Origin of the sequence: Streptomyces sp. NPDC047315 (assembly GCF_040643215.1) — a bacterium.
Classification (GTDB): Bacteria; Actinomycetota; Actinomycetes; order Streptomycetales; family Streptomycetaceae; genus Streptomyces.
Genome location: NZ_JBEYTZ010000004.1, coordinates 143,346 through 160,680, shown reverse-complemented (window position 1 = coordinate 160,680; position 17,335 = coordinate 143,346). Strand labels below are relative to the sequence as shown.

The following is a 17,335-nucleotide window of genomic DNA, read 5'->3' as shown; positions in this document are numbered from 1 at the left end:
CCTGGGTCGGGCCGCGGCACCACCACAAGACTTTCGCCAGGCCGTACGCACCAGGCGTACGGAACCGGCGAGCCAGACACAACAGCTCCCGTGCGGCGGCCCCGCCCCGGACGGCAACACCGCGCACAGCGCGGACGAAGGCCGGACCGCGAGCGCGTCCGCCCGGGAGCGTGACGGGAGAACCGCCCGCATGCACGAGTCGAACGAACCCGGCACCGCCGGGGACAACAACACCAACGAGTCCCGCACCCCGAGCGACACGCTGCCCCCGCGCCGTCGGCGCGCCGCGTCCCGCCCGGCGGGACCGCCGGCCGCAGCGTCCGCCGAGGTCGCCGAAGCCGCCGAGACGGCTGAGGCGCCGGCGCCGCGGACGCGTCGTCGCGCCACGCGCAAGACGACGGCAGCCGAGCCGGTCGCCGAGGCGACGGCCGCCGAGAGCGCCCCGGTGGCGGAGGCCGCCGAGGAAGCCGCTCCCGCGCCGCGCACCCGTCGTCGGGCGACGCGCGCCGCCGCAGCTCCCGAGCCGGTGGCGGCTGAGGTTGCCGAAGCCGATGAGGCGCCGGCGCCGCGCACCCGTCGTCGCGCCACGCGTACGGCGAGCGCCCCGGAGGCCGTGGCCCCGGAGGCCGCCGAAGCCACTGAGGTCGCCGAGACCACTGACACCGCCGGAGACACCACTGAGGCTGCCGCGCCGCGCAAGCGTCGTCGTGCGACCCGGGCCGCTGCGGCTCCGGAGCCGGTGGCGGCTGAGGTCGCTGAGGTTGCCGAAGCCGCTGAGACTGCTGAGGCTCCGGCACCGCGTGCCCGTCGTCGCGCCACGCGTGCCGCGAGCGCCCCCGAGGCCGCGGCCCCGGAAGCCGTCGAGAGCGTCGAGACCACTGACACCGCCGAGGCCCCGGCGCCGCGGACGCGTCGTCGTGCCACGCGCAAGGCGTCGGCCGCCGAGCCGGTCGCCAACGACACCGACGGCAACAACGCCGGCGTGCGGGGCGAGAGCCTGCCGCAGAACTCCGTCGCCGTGATCACCGCCCACGAGGAGCAGGTCACCGCCGCCGAGCAGGCCGCCTCCCGCGGCCGTGCGCGCCGCCGCGTGGTGGCGCCCCAGTTCACCGCAGAGGCCGCCGGCGGGCGCGCGAAGGCCGCCCAGCCGACCGCTGCCGCCGCCGCCGACGAGGCCGAGGCCGAAGCCGCCGAGAAGCCGGGACGCCGCCGGCCGCGCCCCTCCGTCGCCGTCTTCCAGGCCCCCGTCTTCGCGGAGCCGATGTTCCAGACCCCGGAGACGGCCGCCGCTGCCGCCGCCGCGGCCCACTCCGTCAACGAGGAGGCCGAGGACGTCGAGGAGGAGGAGCCGGAGGAGACCGAGCCGGTCGTCGTCGAGGCCGCCCCCGAGCCCACCGGCCGCCGTCGCCGCCGTCGCCGCGGGGAGTCCGCCGAGCGCGTCGAGGCGGAAGCGCCCGCGGAGGAGGTCGAGCAGGCCGCCGAGGAGCCCGTCGAGGCCGCGGAGGACGTCGAGTCCGACGACCACGACGAGCACGACGAGCACGAGGACCGTCCCTCGCGCCGGCGCCGCCGCGGCGGTCGCCGCCGTCGTCGGGGCGAGGCCGTCGACGAGGGCACGGACCGGGCCGACGGCGAAGCCGCGGACGGCACCGAGGCCCAGGAGGCCGACGAGCACCACGCCGAGTCCGTCGAGGACGAGGGCGACGACGAGGCCGACGACGAGGGCACGGCGTCCGCCGGTTCCTCCAGCAGCCGTCGCCGTCGCCGTCGGCGTCGCCGCAGCGGCGACGCCGACGAAGTGGGCACCGCGACCGGCGACCCCGAGCGCACCGTCGTCAAGATCCGCGAGCCGCGTCCGGCGCGCACCCGCGAGGAGCCCTCGGACGAGGTGCAGTCCATCAAGGGCTCCACGCGCCTGGAGGCGAAGAAGCAGCGCCGCCGCGAAGGCCGCGAGCAGGGCCGCCGCCGCGTCCCGATCATCACCGAGGCCGAGTTCCTGGCGCGCCGCGAGGCCGTCGAGCGCGTGATGGTCGTCCGGCAGAGCGGCGAGCGGACCCAGATCGGCGTGCTGGAGGACAACGTCCTCGTCGAGCACTACGTCAACAAGGAGCAGTCGACCTCGTACGTCGGCAACGTCTACCTGGGCAAGGTCCAGAACGTCCTGCCGTCGATGGAGGCCGCGTTCGTCGACATCGGCAAGGGTCGCAACGCCGTCCTGTACGCGGGCGAGGTCAACTTCGAGGCGCTGGGCATGGCCAACGGCCCCCGCCGCATCGAGGCCGCCCTCAAGTCCGGCCAGTCCGTCCTCGTCCAGGTCACCAAGGACCCGATCGGCCACAAGGGCGCCCGGCTCACCAGCCAGGTGTCCCTGCCCGGCCGCTACCTGGTGTACGTGCCCGAGGGCTCGATGACCGGCATCAGCCGCAAGCTGCCCGACACCGAGCGCGCCCGGCTGAAGTCCATCCTCAAGAAGATCGTTCCCGAGGACGCGGGCGTCATCGTGCGCACCGCGGCGGAGGGCGCCAGCGAGGACGAGCTGCGCCGTGACGTCGAACGGCTCCAGGCGCAATGGGAGGACATCCAGACGAAGGCGAAGAGCGGCGGCGCGCCCACGCTGCTGTACGGCGAGCCGGACATGACCGTCCGGGTCGTGCGCGACATCTTCAACGAGGACTTCTCGAAGGTCATCGTCAGCGGTGACGAGGCGTGGGAGACCGTCCACGGCTACGTGTCGCACGTCGCCCCGGACCTCGCGGACCGGCTCCAGCGGTGGACGAGCGAGGTCGACGTCTTCGCCACGTACCGCATCGACGAGCAGCTGATGAAGGCGCTGGACCGCAAGGTCTGGCTGCCCAGCGGCGGCTCGCTGGTGATCGACAAGACCGAGGCGATGGTCGTGGTCGACGTCAACACCGGCAAGTTCACCGGCCAGGGCGGCAACCTGGAGGAGACCGTCACCAGGAACAACCTGGAGGCGGCCGAGGAGATCGTGCGTCAGCTGCGGCTGCGCGACCTCGGCGGCATCGTCGTCGTCGACTTCATCGACATGGTCCTGGAGTCCAACCGGGACCTGGTCATGCGCCGGCTGCTGGAGTGCCTGGGCCGGGACCGCACCAAGCACCAGGTGGCCGAGGTCACCTCGCTCGGCCTGGTCCAGATGACCCGCAAGCGGGTCGGCCAGGGCCTGCTGGAGTCCTTCTCCGAGACCTGTGTGCACTGCAACGGCCGCGGCGTGATCGTCCACATGGAGCAGCCGACCTCCGTCGGCGGCGGTGGCGGCGGCAAGCGCGCCAAGAAGCGGGGGCGCGGCGCCGATGCGCACGCTCCCGAGGCGCACGCCGTGCACGAGCACGAGCCCAGCAAGGAAGAGCAGGTCGAGACGGCGGCGGAGGTGGCCGCCGAGGTCGCCGAGCCGGTCGCGCTCGCCGAGCCCGCGTTCGTCCCCGACGAGGAGCTGTACAGCAGCGCCGCCGAGGCGGAGGCCGCGGCCCGGCGCGGCCGGGGTCGCCGTCGGGTGACGCGTCGGGTGTCCGCGCCCGGCGGAGCGCCCAAGGCCGCCGAGCCGCAGCCGGTGGTGGTGCAGGAGCGGGCCCCCGAGCCCGAGGCCGCGCCGGTGGCGGAGGCCGCGGAGGTCGAGGCTCCGGCGGTCGAGGCCCCCGCGCCGCGCACCCGTCGTCGCGCCACCCGTAAGGCGACGGCCCCGGCCGGTGCGCCGCAGCCGGCCGAAGAGCCGGTGACGGAGCACGTCGAGGTCGAGCAGCCGGCGGCCGTCGAGCAGGCCGTGGTCGAGGCTCCGGCGGTCGAGGCCCCCGCGCCGCGCACCCGTCGTCGCGCCACGCGCAAGGCGACGGCCCCGGCCGGCTCGCCGGTGGCGGAGACCGCGGAGACCGAAGTGATCATCGCGGCGAAGTCGGAGCCGTCGGCCGAGGCAGCGGCTCCCGAGGCGCCGGCCGCCGAGCCCGAGCCGGTCGCCGAAGCCGCCGCGCCCCGTGCGCGCCGTCGGGTGGTCCGCAAGGTCACCGCCCCCGCGGGCGCCCCGGCCGGCGGCGAGGACGCCGCGGTCGTCGTGGTCGCGTCGGCTCCGGCCGGCGACGCGTCCGCCGACGCCGCCGACGAGGCGGAGCCGACGGAGCAGGCCCCGGCCAGGAAGGCGGCCCGCAAGACCGCCAAGAAGGTCACCGCGAAGAAGGCCGCCACCAAGAAGACGGCGGCCAAGAAGAGCGCGGCGAAGAAGACGACGGCGAAGAAGGCCGCCGCGAAGAAGACGGTGAAGACCGCGAAGAAGGCGGCGGCCGAGCAGTAGCCACCGCCCGGCGACGGCGGTCGCGTAACGACCGCCCGACCCACCGTCGACACCCCGGCGTGTCCCGTCCCACACCTGTGGGACGGGACACGCTGTTTGACACCCAATTGATGCGCGACGGGCCGCTGAACCCCCGAATTGGGCTAGGAAATCCCTGATAATGTGACGGGCGGTCGCTACCGGGAAAGGACCAGCCCGGACACTACGGTGGGTGACCGACCCGGTTCGCCCGAACAGGGCCCGGTCCTCGATCCTCGGTAGGGCGTCGGCTTGTGCCGGATGGGGTGTGCGCGGCCTCGTGAGACGTCCGCAGCACTCCAGACCTCCTGCCACAGACAGCTCTTGGTGTTCTAGGAGGACGACCATGACGAGCAGCAGCAACAGGCAGCCCATCCCCGCTGCCCGCCCGGTCATCGGCGAGGAGGAGATCGAGGCCGCGGTACGCGTACTGCGCAGCGGCCTGGTCGTGCAGGGCCCCGAGGTGGCCGCCTTCGAAGAGGGCTTCTCCGAGCTGGTCGCCGGCCGGCACTGCGTCGCGGTGAACTCCGGCACCTCCGCGCTCCACCTGCTCCTGCTGGCACTGGAGATCGGCCCCGGCGACGAGGTCATCGTCCCGTCCTTCTCGTTCGCCGCGAGCGCCAACGCGGTCCGACTGGTCGGCGCCGACGTCGTGTTCGTCGACATCGAGCCCGACTCGTACTGTCTGGACCCGGCGGCCGTCGAAGCCGCGATCACCCCGCGCACCGCCGCGATCATGCCGGTCCACCTCTACGGCCACCCCGCCGCTATGGACCGCATCACCGCCATCGCCGCCAAGCACAAGCTGGCCGTGGTCGAGGACGCCTGCCAGGCCCACGCCGCGGCCCTGAACGGCACCCCGGTCGGCGCCTTCGGAGCCGGCGGCACCTTCAGCTTCTACCCGACGAAGAACATGCACTCCCTCGAAGGCGGCATGATCTCCACCGGCGACGCCGAGCTGGCCCGCACGCTGCGCCTGCTGCGCAACCAGGGCATGGAGAAGCGATACGCCAACGAGATCGTCGGCTGCAACATGCGGATGACGGACGTCGCCGCCGCCGTCGGCCGCGTCCAGCTCGGCAAGCTGAACGGCTGGACCGAGCAGCGCATCGCCAACGCCGCGTACCTCAGCGAGCACATCACCGCGCCGAACGTGACCACTCCGGTCGTCGCCGACGGCGCCCGCCACATCTACCACCAGTACACGATCCGAGTGGCCGGGGGAGCCGAGGCCCGCGACGCCGCCATGGCGAAGCTCACCGAAGCCGGCGTCGGCAACGCCGTCTACTACCCGACCCCGATCCACCGACTGAAGCCGTTCTGGGAGCCCGACCAGAAGGCCGGCCGCACCTGGGACCTGCCCGAGACCGAGCGCGCCGCCGCCGAGGTCGTCTCGATCCCGGTACACCCGTCGCTCTCCGGGGAAGACCTGGAGCGTATCGCCGCCGCCGTGAACGAGCTTGGAGAGAATCTGTGACCACCGTCCAGGGCGCCCAGCAGCTGCGGGCCGGGCTGATCGGCCTCGGCTCCATGGGCCGCCACCACGCCCGCGTCCTCGCGGGCCTCGACGGCGTGTCCTTCGTGGGCGTCGTCGACCCCATGGGGGACAAGAACGGCTGGGCGCAGGGCGCGCCCGTGCTGTCCGAGGTCGAGCAGCTGATCGACCTGGGCATCGACTACGCGGTGGTGGCCTGCCCCACCGCCCTGCACGAGCAGGTCGGGCTGAAGCTGGCCGAGGCCGGCGTCGGGGCGCTCGTCGAGAAGCCGGTCGCGGACACCGTCGAGGGCGCGCGCCGCCTCGTCGAGGCGTTCGAGTCCCGCGGCCTGGTCGCGGGCGTCGGCCACATCGAGCGGTGCAACCCCGCGCTGCGCTCGCTGCGCCAGCGCCTGGAGTCCGGCGAACTCGGCGACGTCTACCAGGTCGTCACCCGTCGTCAGGGCCCCTTCCCGCACCGCATCGCCGACGTCGGCGTGGTCAAGGACCTCGCCACCCACGACATCGACCTCACCGGGTGGGTCACCGGCCAGACGTACACCTCCATCTCCGCGCGCACCGTCTCCAAGTCGGGGCGTCCGCACGAGGACATGGTCTCCGCGGTCGGCCAGCTCTCCGACGGCACCATGGTCAATCACCTGGTGAACTGGCTCTCCCCGCTGAAGGAGCGATTCACCTCCGTCACCGGTGAGAAGGGCTGCTTCATCGCCGACACCCTCACCGCCGACCTCACCTTCCACTCCAACGCCGCCCAGGCCACCGAGTGGGAGGCGCTGCAGGCGTTCCGCGGCGTCGCCGAGGGCGACATGATCCGCTACGCCATCCCCAAGCGCGAGCCGCTGCTGGTCGAGCACGAGCTCTTCCGCGACGCCGTGCTGGGCACCAGCCACGACATCTGCACGCTGCGACAGGGGTTGCGGACGGTCGAAGTGGCCGCTGCGGTCCTCGAATCCGCGGCGAGCGGGACCACGATCGACCTCGCGGACCAGGAGCGCTAGGGACATGCCGACCGACGGCACGCAGCACCACGCCACCCCACGGCGTGCACGGGAGGCGTCCGGTGGGTAGCAAGAACAACCGGGCCGGTGCGCCCGACGTCAGCGTCGTCATCGCCGTCTACAACACGATGCCGTACCTGACCGACTGCCTGAACTCCCTGATCAAGCAGTCCATAGGGACGGGCCGCCTGGAGATCGTGGCGGTGAACGACGGCTCGACCGACGACAGCGGACGCGAGCTCGACCGGTTCGCCCGGGAACACCCGGGCACGGTCAAGGTCATCCACCAGGAGAACTCAGGCGGCCCGGCAGCCCCCAGCAACCGCGCGCTGGAGGTCGTGACCGGCCGGTACGTCTACTTCATGGGCTCCGACGACCACCTGGGCAAGGAAGCCCTGGAGCGCATGGTCGACTACGGCGACCGGCACGGCTCGGACGTCGTCGTCGGCAAGATGGTCGGCACCAACGGCCGCTACGTGCACCAGGCGTTGTACAAGAAGAACGACCCGGACGTCAGCCTGTACGACTCCGCGCTGCCGTTCACCCTGGCCAACACCAAGCTGTTCCGCCGGGAGCTGGTCGACCGGCACAAGCTGCGCTTCCCTGAGGACATGCCGGTCGGCTCCGACCAGCCCTTCACCATCGAAGCTCTGGTCCGCGCCAAGAAGATCTCGGTGCTCGCCGACTACGTCTGCTACTACGCGGTCAAGCGCGGCGACGCCTCCAACATCACCTACCGCGCCAACCACCTGGCGCGACTGCGCTGCGCCGCCGACATCATGCGGCACGCGGCCGGGCTGGTGGAGGCCGGCCCCCGCCGCGACGCGCTCTTCAAGCGCCACTTCACCTGGGAGCTCGCCAAGCTCGTCCAGGAGGACTTCCCCGCGCTGGAGCCGGAGACGCGGCGCGACGTCTGCGCCGGCATCGCCGCCCTCGCGGACCTGTACTTCACGGACGCCGTGCGCGACTCCGTGGACGTCAAGCGCCGGGTGCGCATCGGGCTCGCCCAGGCGGGCGCGCTCGACGAACTCGTCGGGGCGATCGCCGGCGGCCCGGTGGACTTCCTCGTCGAGGACGGCCGCGTCTACGCCCGCTACCCCGGCTTCCGCGATCCGCGCCTCGGCCTGCCCGACCGGCTCTTCGAGGTCCTCGACGGAGAGGGGCTGCCCACGCTGCTCGCCGACGGCACCTCGCTCGTCGACGCCGAGTGGGACCAGACCGGCGAGCACGGCGAGGACATGGCGGTCGCCCTGGCCGTCCGCACCCCGTTCGTCGGCGACCTCGGCTCCCTCACGCTCGCGCTCTCCCCGAAGGAGCTGCCGAAGGGCGCCCAGAAGGTCGGCGCGCGCCGGCTGCCGCAGGGCACGACCCCCCCGGTCACCGAGGGGGAACGATCCAGCGAGCCCGCCCCCGACGGCGTGGGCACGGTGCTGCGCGCCCGCTTCCCGCTGCCGGCCCGGCGCGCCGCCCAGGGGGTGCGCGCCTATGTGACCATGGTGGGCGGTACGTACGAGATCGCCGTACGCATCCAGGACCGGCCGTTGCCGCTGGCCCGTCGCTGGCGGGAGAAGGTCCCCTTCCGGGTCTCCGCCACCGGCGACCGCAAGGGCCGTCTCGTGATCACCACGGCCCCCCTGTGGACGCCGTCTCCCGGCGCGCGCAAGCGACTGCGCCACCAGCTGTCCCGTGTGAAGAGGAAACTGACTCGATGAATATCTGTGTAGTCGCTCTCGGCAAGATCGGCCTTCCGCTCGCCGTGCAGTTCGCCACCAAGGGCCACAAGGTCATCGGTGCGGACGTCAACGAGAAGGTCGTCGAGCTGGTCAACGCCGGCACCGAGCCCTTCCCGGGTGAGCACGACCTCGACGTCAAGCTCAAGCAGACCGTGGATGCCGGCCTGTTGAGCGCCACCACCGACACCGCGGCTGCGGTCGCCCAGTCCGACGCCGTCGTGGTCGTCGTCCCGCTCTTCGTGGACGCCGAGGGCACCCCCGACTTCGGCTGGATGGACTCCGCCACCCGCGCCATCGCCAAGGGCCTGAAGCCCGGCACCCTCGTCTCGTACGAGACGACCCTGCCGGTCGGCACCACCCGCACCCGCTGGGCCCCGATGCTCCAGGAGGGCTCCGGCCTCACCCCCGGCGAGGACTTCCACCTGGTCTTCTCCCCGGAGCGGGTCCTCACCGGCCGCGTCTTCGCCGACCTGCGCCGCTACCCGAAGCTGGTCGGCGGCATCGACGAGGCGTCCGCCCGGCACGGCGTCGAGTTCTACGAGAAGGTCCTCGACTTCGACGTCCGCGACGACCTGCCGCGCCCCAACGGCGTGTGGGACCTCGGCACCGCCGAGGCGTCCGAGCTGGCGAAGCTCGCCGAGACCACCTACCGCGACGTCAACATCGGCCTGGCGAACCAGTTCGCCCGGTTCGCCGACAAGAACGGCATCGACGTCAAGAAGGTCATCGAAGCCTGCAACTCGCAGCCCTACAGCCACATCCACCAGCCCGGCATCGCCGTCGGCGGCCACTGCATCCCGATCTACCCGCGGATGTACCTGTGGAACGACCCGGAGGCGACCGTGGTGCGCTCGGCCCGCGAGGCCAACGCCGCGATGCCGGAGTACGCCGTCGACCTGCTCGCCGCGGCGTACGGCGATCTGACGGGCGTGAACGTGCTGGTCCTCGGCGCGGCGTACCGCGGCGGCGTCAAGGAGACCGCGTTCTCCGGCGTCTTCGGCACCGTCGAGTCCCTGAAGGCGCGCGGCGCCGTGCCGTACGTGTCCGACCCGATGTACACGGCGGAGGAGCTGGCCGCGCACGGGCTGACCCCGCACCAGGGCGAGAAGGTCACCGCGGCGGTCCTCCAGGCCGACCACGCGGAGTACCGCGAGCTGGCGGCGTCGGACCTGCCGGACGTGACGGTCCTGGTCGACGGCCGCCGTACGACGGACCCGGCGAACTGGGAGGGCGTCCGCCGCGTCGTCATCGGCGGCTGACCCCAGGAAGGCCCCGGCCGCGCCAGCGGCCGGGGCCTTCCCATGCCCGAAGGGGGAAACGACGCCCCGCCAGGGGCGTCCAACGTTGCGGAACTCACGAGCACCCGCGCGCCGCGCAACCTAGTGCCGCGGTGTCTCACGAGCGGCCGTGCGCCGGCAACCCAGGCCCGCCGATCCTCACGAGCGGCCTTCGGCAGGGCAACCTAGGGCGCTGGGGGACCCCCAGCGCCCTAGATGCCTCGGCCGACCGAGCTAGAAAGCGGCTCGGCCAGCCGAGGGAGGTCCGTCAGATGGGCGGGGCGTCAGGTGGTGGACGCGTCCAGGACGGGGAGGTGCTGGAACGGCTCGCGGGTCATCGTGTTCGTGACCTTCAGGTGCGGATGCGCCTGAGCCATCCGCCACGCCACCGACGTCGCGTTCGTGTCGCACACGAACACGTACTCCGTCTCCTCAAGCCGCAGCTGCGGCACCGCCTCCCGCTCCGCGATCTTCGCGAGGATCCGGGGCCGCAGCACCCGGTACCCGCGCTGGAAGACCTTCTTGTGGAAGCCGTGCGCGACCTTGTTGTGGGCGCGCTTGGCGACCTGCACCGCGAACTCCGGCCCCATCTTGTCGCGCTGGTTCTGCGCGATCCGGTCCGCCCTGCGCAGCACCGCCCGCGGCGCGCGGTACACGACGAAGCGCTCACCGCGCGGGATGACCAGCTTCTGCTCCCACGCCTCGATGTTGTGCACCTCGATCCGGTCGTCCAGGGTGGTGCGCGTCCACGCGCCCTCCCTGGCCGTGACCAGGTCGACCGAGACGCCCCGCTCGGCGAGGTAGTTCACGAAGCTCGACACCCGGCGCGGCCGGCCCGGGGTGAGGGCCAGCACGACCACCCGGCCGGGGGCCGCGGGCACCAGCTCGGACGAGGCAGCAGGCTCGCCCGAGGCCGCAACCGCAACCGCAGCCGGCGCGGCGGCAACGGCTTCCGCCATCGCCTCCGCCTTCGGCGGATCCGGCTCGATCTCGCCTGCGCGGTCCTCGTACACCTCGATCAGCTGGTCACGGATCACGCCGCGGCTGAACCGCGCGTACAGCTCCGTCCGCGCCTTCTCCAGGTCCAGCTCGTGGAACCGCTCCCGTAGACCCCAGTAGGCGTCCACTATCACCTGCGGGTCGTCGCTCACCTCCATGAGCGCGCCCGCGAGGTGGTCGATGCCGTCCAGCGACTCCTCGGGACCGTTGCAGCGGGTCACGAGGACGGGCAGGCCCGCCGCGTTCGCCTCGACGACCGTCATGCCGAACGTCTCGGAGTGGCTCGCGTGCACCAGCAGGTCGTACTGGTGCATCAGTGCGTTGACCTCCTCCGGCGGCACGGCCGGCAGGATCGTGAAGCGGTCGGCGAGCCCCAGTTCCTCGGCCCGCTCCTGCAGCTCCGCCTTCAGGGGGCCCGAGCCGACCATGGTCAGCGTGGCCTCGGGCTCCTTCTCCGCGACCTGCGCGAAGGCCTCGAAGAGGGTGGTGACGCCCTTGAGCGGGATCAGCCGGCCCAGGTACAGCCACTTGAGGAGCTTCTCCGAGGGCTGGGCCTCGGCGCTGAACTGCTCGAAGTTGATCACGTTGGGGACGACCCGGATCTTCCCCTCGTACTGCGGGAACTCCCGGACGACCTGGTCGCGCAGGTGGCGGCTGACGCACATGAACTCGTCGGCGCGCTCCAGCACCTCCGCGTACAGCTTGCGGCTGGCGGGCTGGCGGAAGATCTTCTCCAGGAAGCTGGAGTGCTCCGTGACCACGAGCCGTGCGTCCGGCCGGCCCAGGCGCGTCGCCAGGTAGCCGCCGTAGATGCCGGTGTGGGCGTGGATGACCGGCGCCTCGATGCGTCCCGTCGGCAGCGCCTTGCGCAGCGCGGCTTCCTGGAGGGTCACCCAGGTCGCGTAGTGGCGACGGGTGGTCAGCGGAACGGGGACGCGGGTGACCGCGCCCTCTGGGGCGTCCAGCACCGGGATCAGCTCGGGCCGGTCCTGGAACCGGTCGGCGGTGACCCGGATGGCGTCTTCGAGGAGGGCGTCCGCGCTGCCCGCCCAGTCCTCCGTGTGCAGGATCGACACCCGGTCGAAGTGGTCGGCGACGGACTCCGCCGCGGCCTGCACGAAGGACCCCGCGAAGGGGTTGTTCGGCGAGGGGTACCAGGGCGTGACGATCGCCAGGTCAGCCGGCTCGGTGCCGCGGCCCGCGGTGTCGTACGGCTCCAGCTGGAATGGCAGCTTGTTGCGCCGGCGCAGCGCGGCCCAGGCCACCGGCAGTGACTGGGCGTCGCCCGCGATCAGCAGCTCGGCGTCCTTCAGCGGACCCTTGCGGGCCAGGACCAGGTTCCGTGCGGCGCGCCACACGGAGCCCTTCTTGTTCTCCTTGACCTTGATGACGCGGACGCCGGGCAGCTCCGGCAGGTCGGCCCACTCGTCGACGTCGGGGATCACCAGCACGACGCTGCGGCCGTCGGCGGCCAGCCGCTCGACGTGGGCGCGGTTGCCGCGCACCCGGTACTTGCCGAGCGCGAGGTAGAGCACGTGCTTGCCCGCGGTCGTGGTCGTGGTGCTCATCGACGGCCCTCCACCAGCTTGCGCATACGCTGTTCCAACGGTCCCAGGGTCGCCGCCCGGGTGTACGAGTGGGCGTGCTTCACGGCCAGCTCGTGCTGGGTCCGGTCCATCCCGCGCGCCGCTTCGGCCGCGGCGATGAAGGACTTGGCGACGGCCTCGCCGTTCAGCTCCTCGCCGCGGAACCAGTGCGGGTAGCCGTCGAGGACCTCGGTGGCCGCGATGTCGGGCCGGTGCGCCGAAACGATCGGCTTGCCGGACGCCATGTACTCGAAGATCTTGCCCGAGGTGACGTAGCGGGCGCCGGGCACGCAGAAGACGAGCGCGTCGGTCTCGGCGTACACGGCCTTCGCCTCGGCCTTGCCGAAGGCGCCGTGGTAGCGCACGCCGACGTTCTCCTCCAGCGGCAGCCGCTCCATCAGGGGCGCCCGGTCGTTGGGGAAGAAGCCGAGGTGGCCGTGGATGTTCAGCTCGGCGTCCCGCAGCAGCGGGTGGGCGCGGGCGATCCGCCAGCCCTCGAAGAGGTCTTCCAGCGGCAGGTACGACGTGACGGTGCCCAGGTAGCCGAAGCGCAGGGGGCGGTCCGGGTCCGGCGGGGTGAAGGGGCTGTCCCCGAGCAGTTCGGGCTCCCAGCCGTTGGGCACCACGGTCATCCGCTCGGCGGCGTGCGGGTAGCGGTCGATGTGCCACTGCCGCATGCCGTCGTTCACGAAGACGACCTCGGAGGCGTCGCGGAGGACCTTCTCCTCCCACTCGAACGCCTTGCTGTCCTCCTTGAACTTCAACTGTTCGGTGAACTGGTTGAAGGTCCAGGCGTCGCGGTAGTCGACCACGTACGGGATCTTCAGCAGCTTGCTGAGCATCCGCGCGGCGGCGAAGGAACAGAAAGGGTTCCCGGTGGCGAGGATGACGTCGAACTTGTCCTTGAAATGCGCCTTGACGGCCTCGGAGATGACGCCCGGGATCCAGGAGAGGTAGTGCTCGGGGAACACCTTGTCCTGGAAGAGCTTGTAAAGGCTGCCGGCCACCGTGGGAAAGTTGCGGCGCAGCTTCCCGAATTGGCGGATGTCCCGCTCCCACGCGTAATACGTCATGCGCGGGCGGACCACCTTGACCCGGGGGTCGACGGTCTCCTCCAGCGACGGATCGCAGGCGTCGTGGAGGTACGTCTCGAAGAATTCGCGCGGGGCGGTGTGGACGGTGACGTCCCACCCCGCCTCGGCCAGGTGGTTCGCCGTGGCGCGACCGCGGAACACACCGCTCGCTCGGCTGGGCGGGAAGAAGAACGCGAGATAGAGAACGCGCGGTGGGCGTCCGCGTGACCCGAGCGGCATGACGGTGGGATGACCCTTCCTCAAGACAAATCGGAATCCATCGTAGCGGGGGAGTCCGCACGGACCGCTCGGCGAGGGCCCCGTCCCGACACCCCGCGCGTGACCGGTGCAGACGGCAATCGATCGGGGTGATCGGCCGCCCGTCGGGCCATGTTCGGTGGGGGCTGGTCCAGTTGAGTATACGCGGGGTGCCGGAACTCGCCCTGGACGCAACGGTTCGTCCCGGCCACTCGACGCCACTCCGACTTCAGGGAAAAGGATCACGTCAGGGCCGTAAGAGAGCCGTAAGGGAGGGCGAAGGGAGCGAGAAGGGGACGCGAAGAGAAGGGGCGGTGGAGAAGAAGTGGGGGAGCGGAAGGCTCAGGCCGAGCGCTCGGCCAGTTCGCCGTCCTTCTCCTCGTACACCTCGCCCGTCTGCGGGCACTCCCAGGTCCCCGGCTCGCCGTCCCGCTCCACCAGGCGTACGCCCGCGCGTCCGACCCACCCGACCCGTCGGGCCGGCACGCCTACGACGAGGGCGAAGTCCGGCACGTCCTTGGTGACCACGGCGCCCGCGGCGACCATCGCCCAGCGGCCGATCTCCAGCGGGGCCACGCACACCGAGCGGGCGCCGATGGAGGCGCCGTCGGCGATCTTCACGCCCACGGCCTGCCAGTCGCCGCCGCGCTTCTGCCGGCCCTCGGGGTCGACGGAGCGGGGGTTGTGGTCGTTGGTGAGGACCACCGCGGGGCCGATGAAGACGCCGTCGCCCAGCTCGGCCGGCTCGTACACCAGCGCGTAGTTCTGGAGCTTGCAGTTGTCGCCCATGCGCACGCCGGTGCCGACGTACGCCCCGCGGCCGACCACGCAGCCCTGGCCGAGCCGGGCGCCCTCGCGGATCTGGGCGAGCTCCCAGACGCTGCTGCCGTCGCCGATCTCGGCGGTCTCGTCGACCTGGGCGGAGGGCTGGACCCTGTAGTTCACTGTGCTGCCTTCCGGGAACGCGGGCGTACGGTGCGAGAGGAGGCGCCGGCCTCCCCTGGCGGGGTGACGGCGGCATCGCTCAGGCGAGCGAGCATACGCGCAGGGCCCGGTTTGACCCCTCCCGAGGGCGCCCCGTACCCTTGACCGTCGGCGTGTCTGTACGCACGCCAGCTCCTGAGCACCTTCCTCCGGTGGCCGCCCCCGGTCGCCGCCCGGAGAGGCCGCTCATCCATTCCGGTACGTCGCGGGCTCCGGCCCGTGCGAGCGGCTGGCATCAGGGGCTTCCGTTCCGAGCGAGAGTGAGTTCCGCGTGTACGCCATCGTGCGCAGCGGCGGTCGCCAGCACAAGGTTGCTGTTGGTGACATCGTCGAGGTCGACAAGATTTCCACCGCCCAGGTTGGCGACACGGTAGAGCTCTCTACCCTGCTCGTTGTCGACGGCGACGCTGTGACCAGCGACCCGTGGGTGTTGGCCGGGATCAAGGTCGAGGCCGAGGTCGTGGACCACCACAAGGGCGCCAAGATCGACATCCTGCGCTACAAGAACAAGACCGGTTACCGCCGTCGCCAGGGCCACCGCCAGCAGTACACGGCGATCAAGGTCACCAGCATCCCCACGGCTGCGAAGTAAGGGACTGAGGAGAGATGGCACACAAGAAGGGCGCATCGTCCACCCGGAACGGTCGCGACTCCAACGCTCAGCGGCTCGGCGTGAAGCGCTTCGGCGGTCAGGTCGTCAACGCCGGTGAGATCCTGGTCCGCCAGCGCGGCACCCACTTCCACCCCGGCAAGGGCGTCGGCCGCGGCGGCGACGACACCCTGTTCGCGCTGCAGCCGGGTGCGGTCGAGTTCGGCCGTTTCCGTGGCCGCAAGGTCGTGAACATCGTTCCGGTCGCCTGATCCGATCTTTCTGATCGAGGCGCCGTAACACGGTTCTCTTCGCGAGGGCGGACCTCACTTCCCGTACCGGGCCCGGGTATCCCGGAACCGTAGGGGAAGCGGGTCCGCCCTTCGCGTGTTACGAGTAAGCAGATCCGGCAGCGAGCGGTGCGACCGCCCCTGCCCCCGAAACCGGCAGTGACCCTGGAGGACATCCCATGACCACCTTCGTGGACCGCGTCGAGCTGCACGTCGCCGCGGGTAACGGAGGCCACGGCTGTGCCTCCGTCCACCGTGAGAAGTTCAAGCCGCTCGGCGGGCCCGACGGCGGCAACGGCGGGCGCGGCGGCGACGTGATCCTCGTCGTCGACCAGTCCGTGACGACGCTGCTCGACTACCACCACAGCCCCCACCGCAAGGCCACCAACGGCCAGCCCGGCGAGGGCGGCAACCGCTCCGGCAAGGACGGCCAGGACCTGGTCCTGCCGGTGCCGGACGGCACGGTGGTGCTGGACGGGCAGGGCAACGTCCTCGCCGACCTCGTCGGCCACGGCACCACCTTCGTCGCCGGCCAGGGCGGTCGCGGCGGCCTCGGCAACGCGGCGCTGTCCTCCGCCCGCCGCAAGGCCCCCGGCTTCGCGCTGCTCGGCGAGCCCGGCGAGAGCCGCGACGTGGTCATGGAGCTCAAGACCGTCGCGGACGTGGCCCTCGTCGGCTACCCCTCCGCCGGGAAGTCCTCGCTGATCTCGGTGCTCTCCGCGGCCAAGCCGAAGATCGCGGACTACCCCTTCACCACCCTCGTGCCGAACCTCGGCGTGGTGACCGCCGGCTCCACCGTCTACACCATCGCCGACGTCCCCGGGCTGATCCCCGGCGCCAGCCGCGGCAAGGGCCTCGGCCTGGAGTTCCTGCGGCACGTGGAGCGCTGCTCCGTCCTCGTCCACGTACTGGACACCGCCACCCTGGAGTCCGACCGCGACCCGCTCTCCGACCTCGACGTCATCGAGGAGGAGCTGCGGCAGTACGGCGGTCTGGACGACCGGCCGCGGCTGGTGGTGCTCAACAAGATCGACATCCCGGACGGCCAGGACCTCGCCGACCTGGTCCGCGCCGACCTCGAAGCCCGTGGCTACCAGGTCTTCGAGGCGTCCGCGGTGGCCCGCACGGGGCTGAAGGAGCTGTCGTACGCGCTCGCCGACATCGTCGCCAAGGCGCGCGCCGCCAAGCCCAAGGAGGAGGCGACCCGGATCGTCATCCGGCCGAAGGCCGTGGACGACGCGGGCTTCTCGGTCACCCGCGAGGACGGGGACCTGTTCCGGGTGCGCGGCGAGAAGCCGGAGCGCTGGGTGCGGCAGACCGACTTCAACAACGACGAGGCCGTCGGCTACCTGGCGGACCGGCTGGCCCGCCTTGGGGTCGAGGAGGAGCTGATGAAGGCCGGGGCCCGCGCGGGCGACGGCGTCGCCATCGGCCCCGAGGAGAACGCGGTCGTCTTCGACTGGGAGCCCACCGTCATGGCGGGCGCCGAGATGCTCGGCCGACGCGGCGAGGACCACCGCTTCGACGCCCCGCGGCCGTCCGCGCAGCGGCGCCGGGACCGCGACGCGGAGCGGGACGAGGCGCAGCAGGCGTACGACGACTTCGACCCCTTCCAGTAGTCCGCCACCGTCGCGCAGCCAGTAGGCTGCGGATGGCCGCGACGCCCGGTGGGCGCGCGACGACCGTCGGTGAGTTCCCGGGTCGGACGGCGACCGTCCGACCCGGGTGCCCA

Annotated in this window: 11 protein-coding genes; 8 read left to right on the top strand and 3 right to left on the bottom strand. The window is 71.9% G+C overall.

Annotated features, from left to right (window positions below; translation table 11 throughout):
* Positions 1–190 precede the first annotated feature (190 nt).
* The 5 genes from ABZ842_RS05775 to ABZ842_RS05755 all read left to right on the top strand — a co-directional run bounded on the left by ABZ842_RS05775 (position 191) and on the right by ABZ842_RS05755 (position 9,806).
* A complete protein-coding gene (locus ABZ842_RS05775; RefSeq protein WP_361532213.1) occupies positions 191–4,303 on the top strand; it encodes an Rne/Rng family ribonuclease in 4,113 nt (1,370 codons plus the stop codon).
* Positions 4,304–4,667: 364 nt separating this feature from the next.
* Positions 4,668–5,798: a DegT/DnrJ/EryC1/StrS family aminotransferase gene (locus ABZ842_RS05770; RefSeq protein ID WP_361532210.1), complete on the top strand. Its 1,131-nt coding sequence runs from the start codon at positions 4,668–4,670 to the stop codon at positions 5,796–5,798.
* Positions 5,795–6,814 carry a Gfo/Idh/MocA family oxidoreductase gene (locus tag ABZ842_RS05765; RefSeq protein ID WP_361532207.1) on the top strand — a complete coding sequence of 340 codons (1,020 nt, stop codon included), beginning with the start codon at positions 5,795–5,797 and terminating at the stop codon, positions 6,812–6,814. The genes ABZ842_RS05770 and ABZ842_RS05765 overlap by 4 nt, the downstream gene beginning before the upstream one ends.
* A 62-nt stretch (positions 6,815–6,876) precedes the next feature.
* Complete coding sequence (locus ABZ842_RS05760; protein WP_361532204.1) at positions 6,877–8,526, top strand: glycosyltransferase; 1,650 nt, start codon at positions 6,877–6,879, stop codon at positions 8,524–8,526.
* Positions 8,523–9,806 (top strand): nucleotide sugar dehydrogenase, encoded by a 1,284-nt coding sequence (locus ABZ842_RS05755; RefSeq protein ID WP_361532201.1) that lies wholly within the window; start codon positions 8,523–8,525, stop codon positions 9,804–9,806. Before ABZ842_RS05760 ends, ABZ842_RS05755 begins: the two co-directional genes overlap by 4 nt.
* A gap of 302 nt (positions 9,807–10,108) precedes the next feature.
* Here ABZ842_RS05755 and ABZ842_RS05750 read toward each other — a convergent pair whose 3' ends face one another.
* From ABZ842_RS05750 to ABZ842_RS05740, 3 genes are all read right to left on the bottom strand, one after another.
* Positions 10,109–12,391, bottom strand: coding sequence for a glycosyltransferase (locus ABZ842_RS05750; protein ID WP_361532198.1), 2,283 nt, complete (start codon positions 12,389–12,391; stop codon positions 10,109–10,111).
* Complete coding sequence (locus ABZ842_RS05745) at positions 12,388–13,644, bottom strand: glycosyltransferase (RefSeq protein ID WP_361532195.1); 1,257 nt, start codon at positions 13,642–13,644, stop codon at positions 12,388–12,390. The genes ABZ842_RS05750 and ABZ842_RS05745 overlap by 4 nt, the downstream gene beginning before the upstream one ends.
* A gap of 438 nt (positions 13,645–14,082) precedes the next feature.
* The gene (locus ABZ842_RS05740) at positions 14,083–14,685 is read right to left on the bottom strand and encodes an acyltransferase (RefSeq protein ID WP_361532192.1); all 603 of its coding nucleotides are present in this window, start codon (positions 14,683–14,685) and stop codon (positions 14,083–14,085) included.
* Positions 14,686–14,995: 310 nt separating this feature from the next.
* Here ABZ842_RS05740 and rplU point away from each other — a divergent pair, with 310 nt between their 5' ends.
* From rplU to obgE, 3 genes are all read left to right on the top strand, one after another.
* Positions 14,996–15,316, top strand: a complete 321-nt coding sequence (gene rplU, locus ABZ842_RS05735) for a 50S ribosomal protein L21 (protein WP_361532189.1) — start codon at positions 14,996–14,998, stop codon at positions 15,314–15,316.
* A 14-nt stretch (positions 15,317–15,330) separates the two neighbouring features.
* The gene (rpmA, locus tag ABZ842_RS05730; protein ID WP_361532186.1) at positions 15,331–15,585 is read left to right on the top strand and encodes a 50S ribosomal protein L27; all 255 of its coding nucleotides are present in this window, start codon (positions 15,331–15,333) and stop codon (positions 15,583–15,585) included.
* A gap of 197 nt (positions 15,586–15,782) precedes the next feature.
* Entirely contained in the window at positions 15,783–17,222 is a 1,440-nt protein-coding gene (gene obgE / locus ABZ842_RS05725; RefSeq protein WP_361532183.1) for a GTPase ObgE, read from the top strand.
* Positions 17,223–17,335: the final 113 nt, after the last annotated feature.

Bases quoted from the DNA above. Each gene is read 5' to 3' on its own strand.
- ABZ842_RS05770 (WP_361532210.1), top strand. From the start codon at position 4,668: ATGACGAGCAGCAGCAACAGGCAGCCCATCCCCGCTGCCCGCCCGGTC.
- ABZ842_RS05750 (WP_361532198.1), bottom strand. From the start codon at position 12,391: ATGAGCACCACGACCACGACCGCGGGCAAGCACGTGCTCTACCTCGCG.
- rpmA (WP_361532186.1), top strand. From the start codon at position 15,331: ATGGCACACAAGAAGGGCGCATCGTCCACCCGGAACGGTCGCGACTCC.
- ABZ842_RS05755 (WP_361532201.1), top strand. From the start codon at position 8,523: ATGAATATCTGTGTAGTCGCTCTCGGCAAGATCGGCCTTCCGCTCGCC.
- ABZ842_RS05775 (WP_361532213.1), top strand. From the start codon at position 191: ATGCACGAGTCGAACGAACCCGGCACCGCCGGGGACAACAACACCAAC.
- obgE (WP_361532183.1), top strand. From the start codon at position 15,783: ATGACCACCTTCGTGGACCGCGTCGAGCTGCACGTCGCCGCGGGTAAC.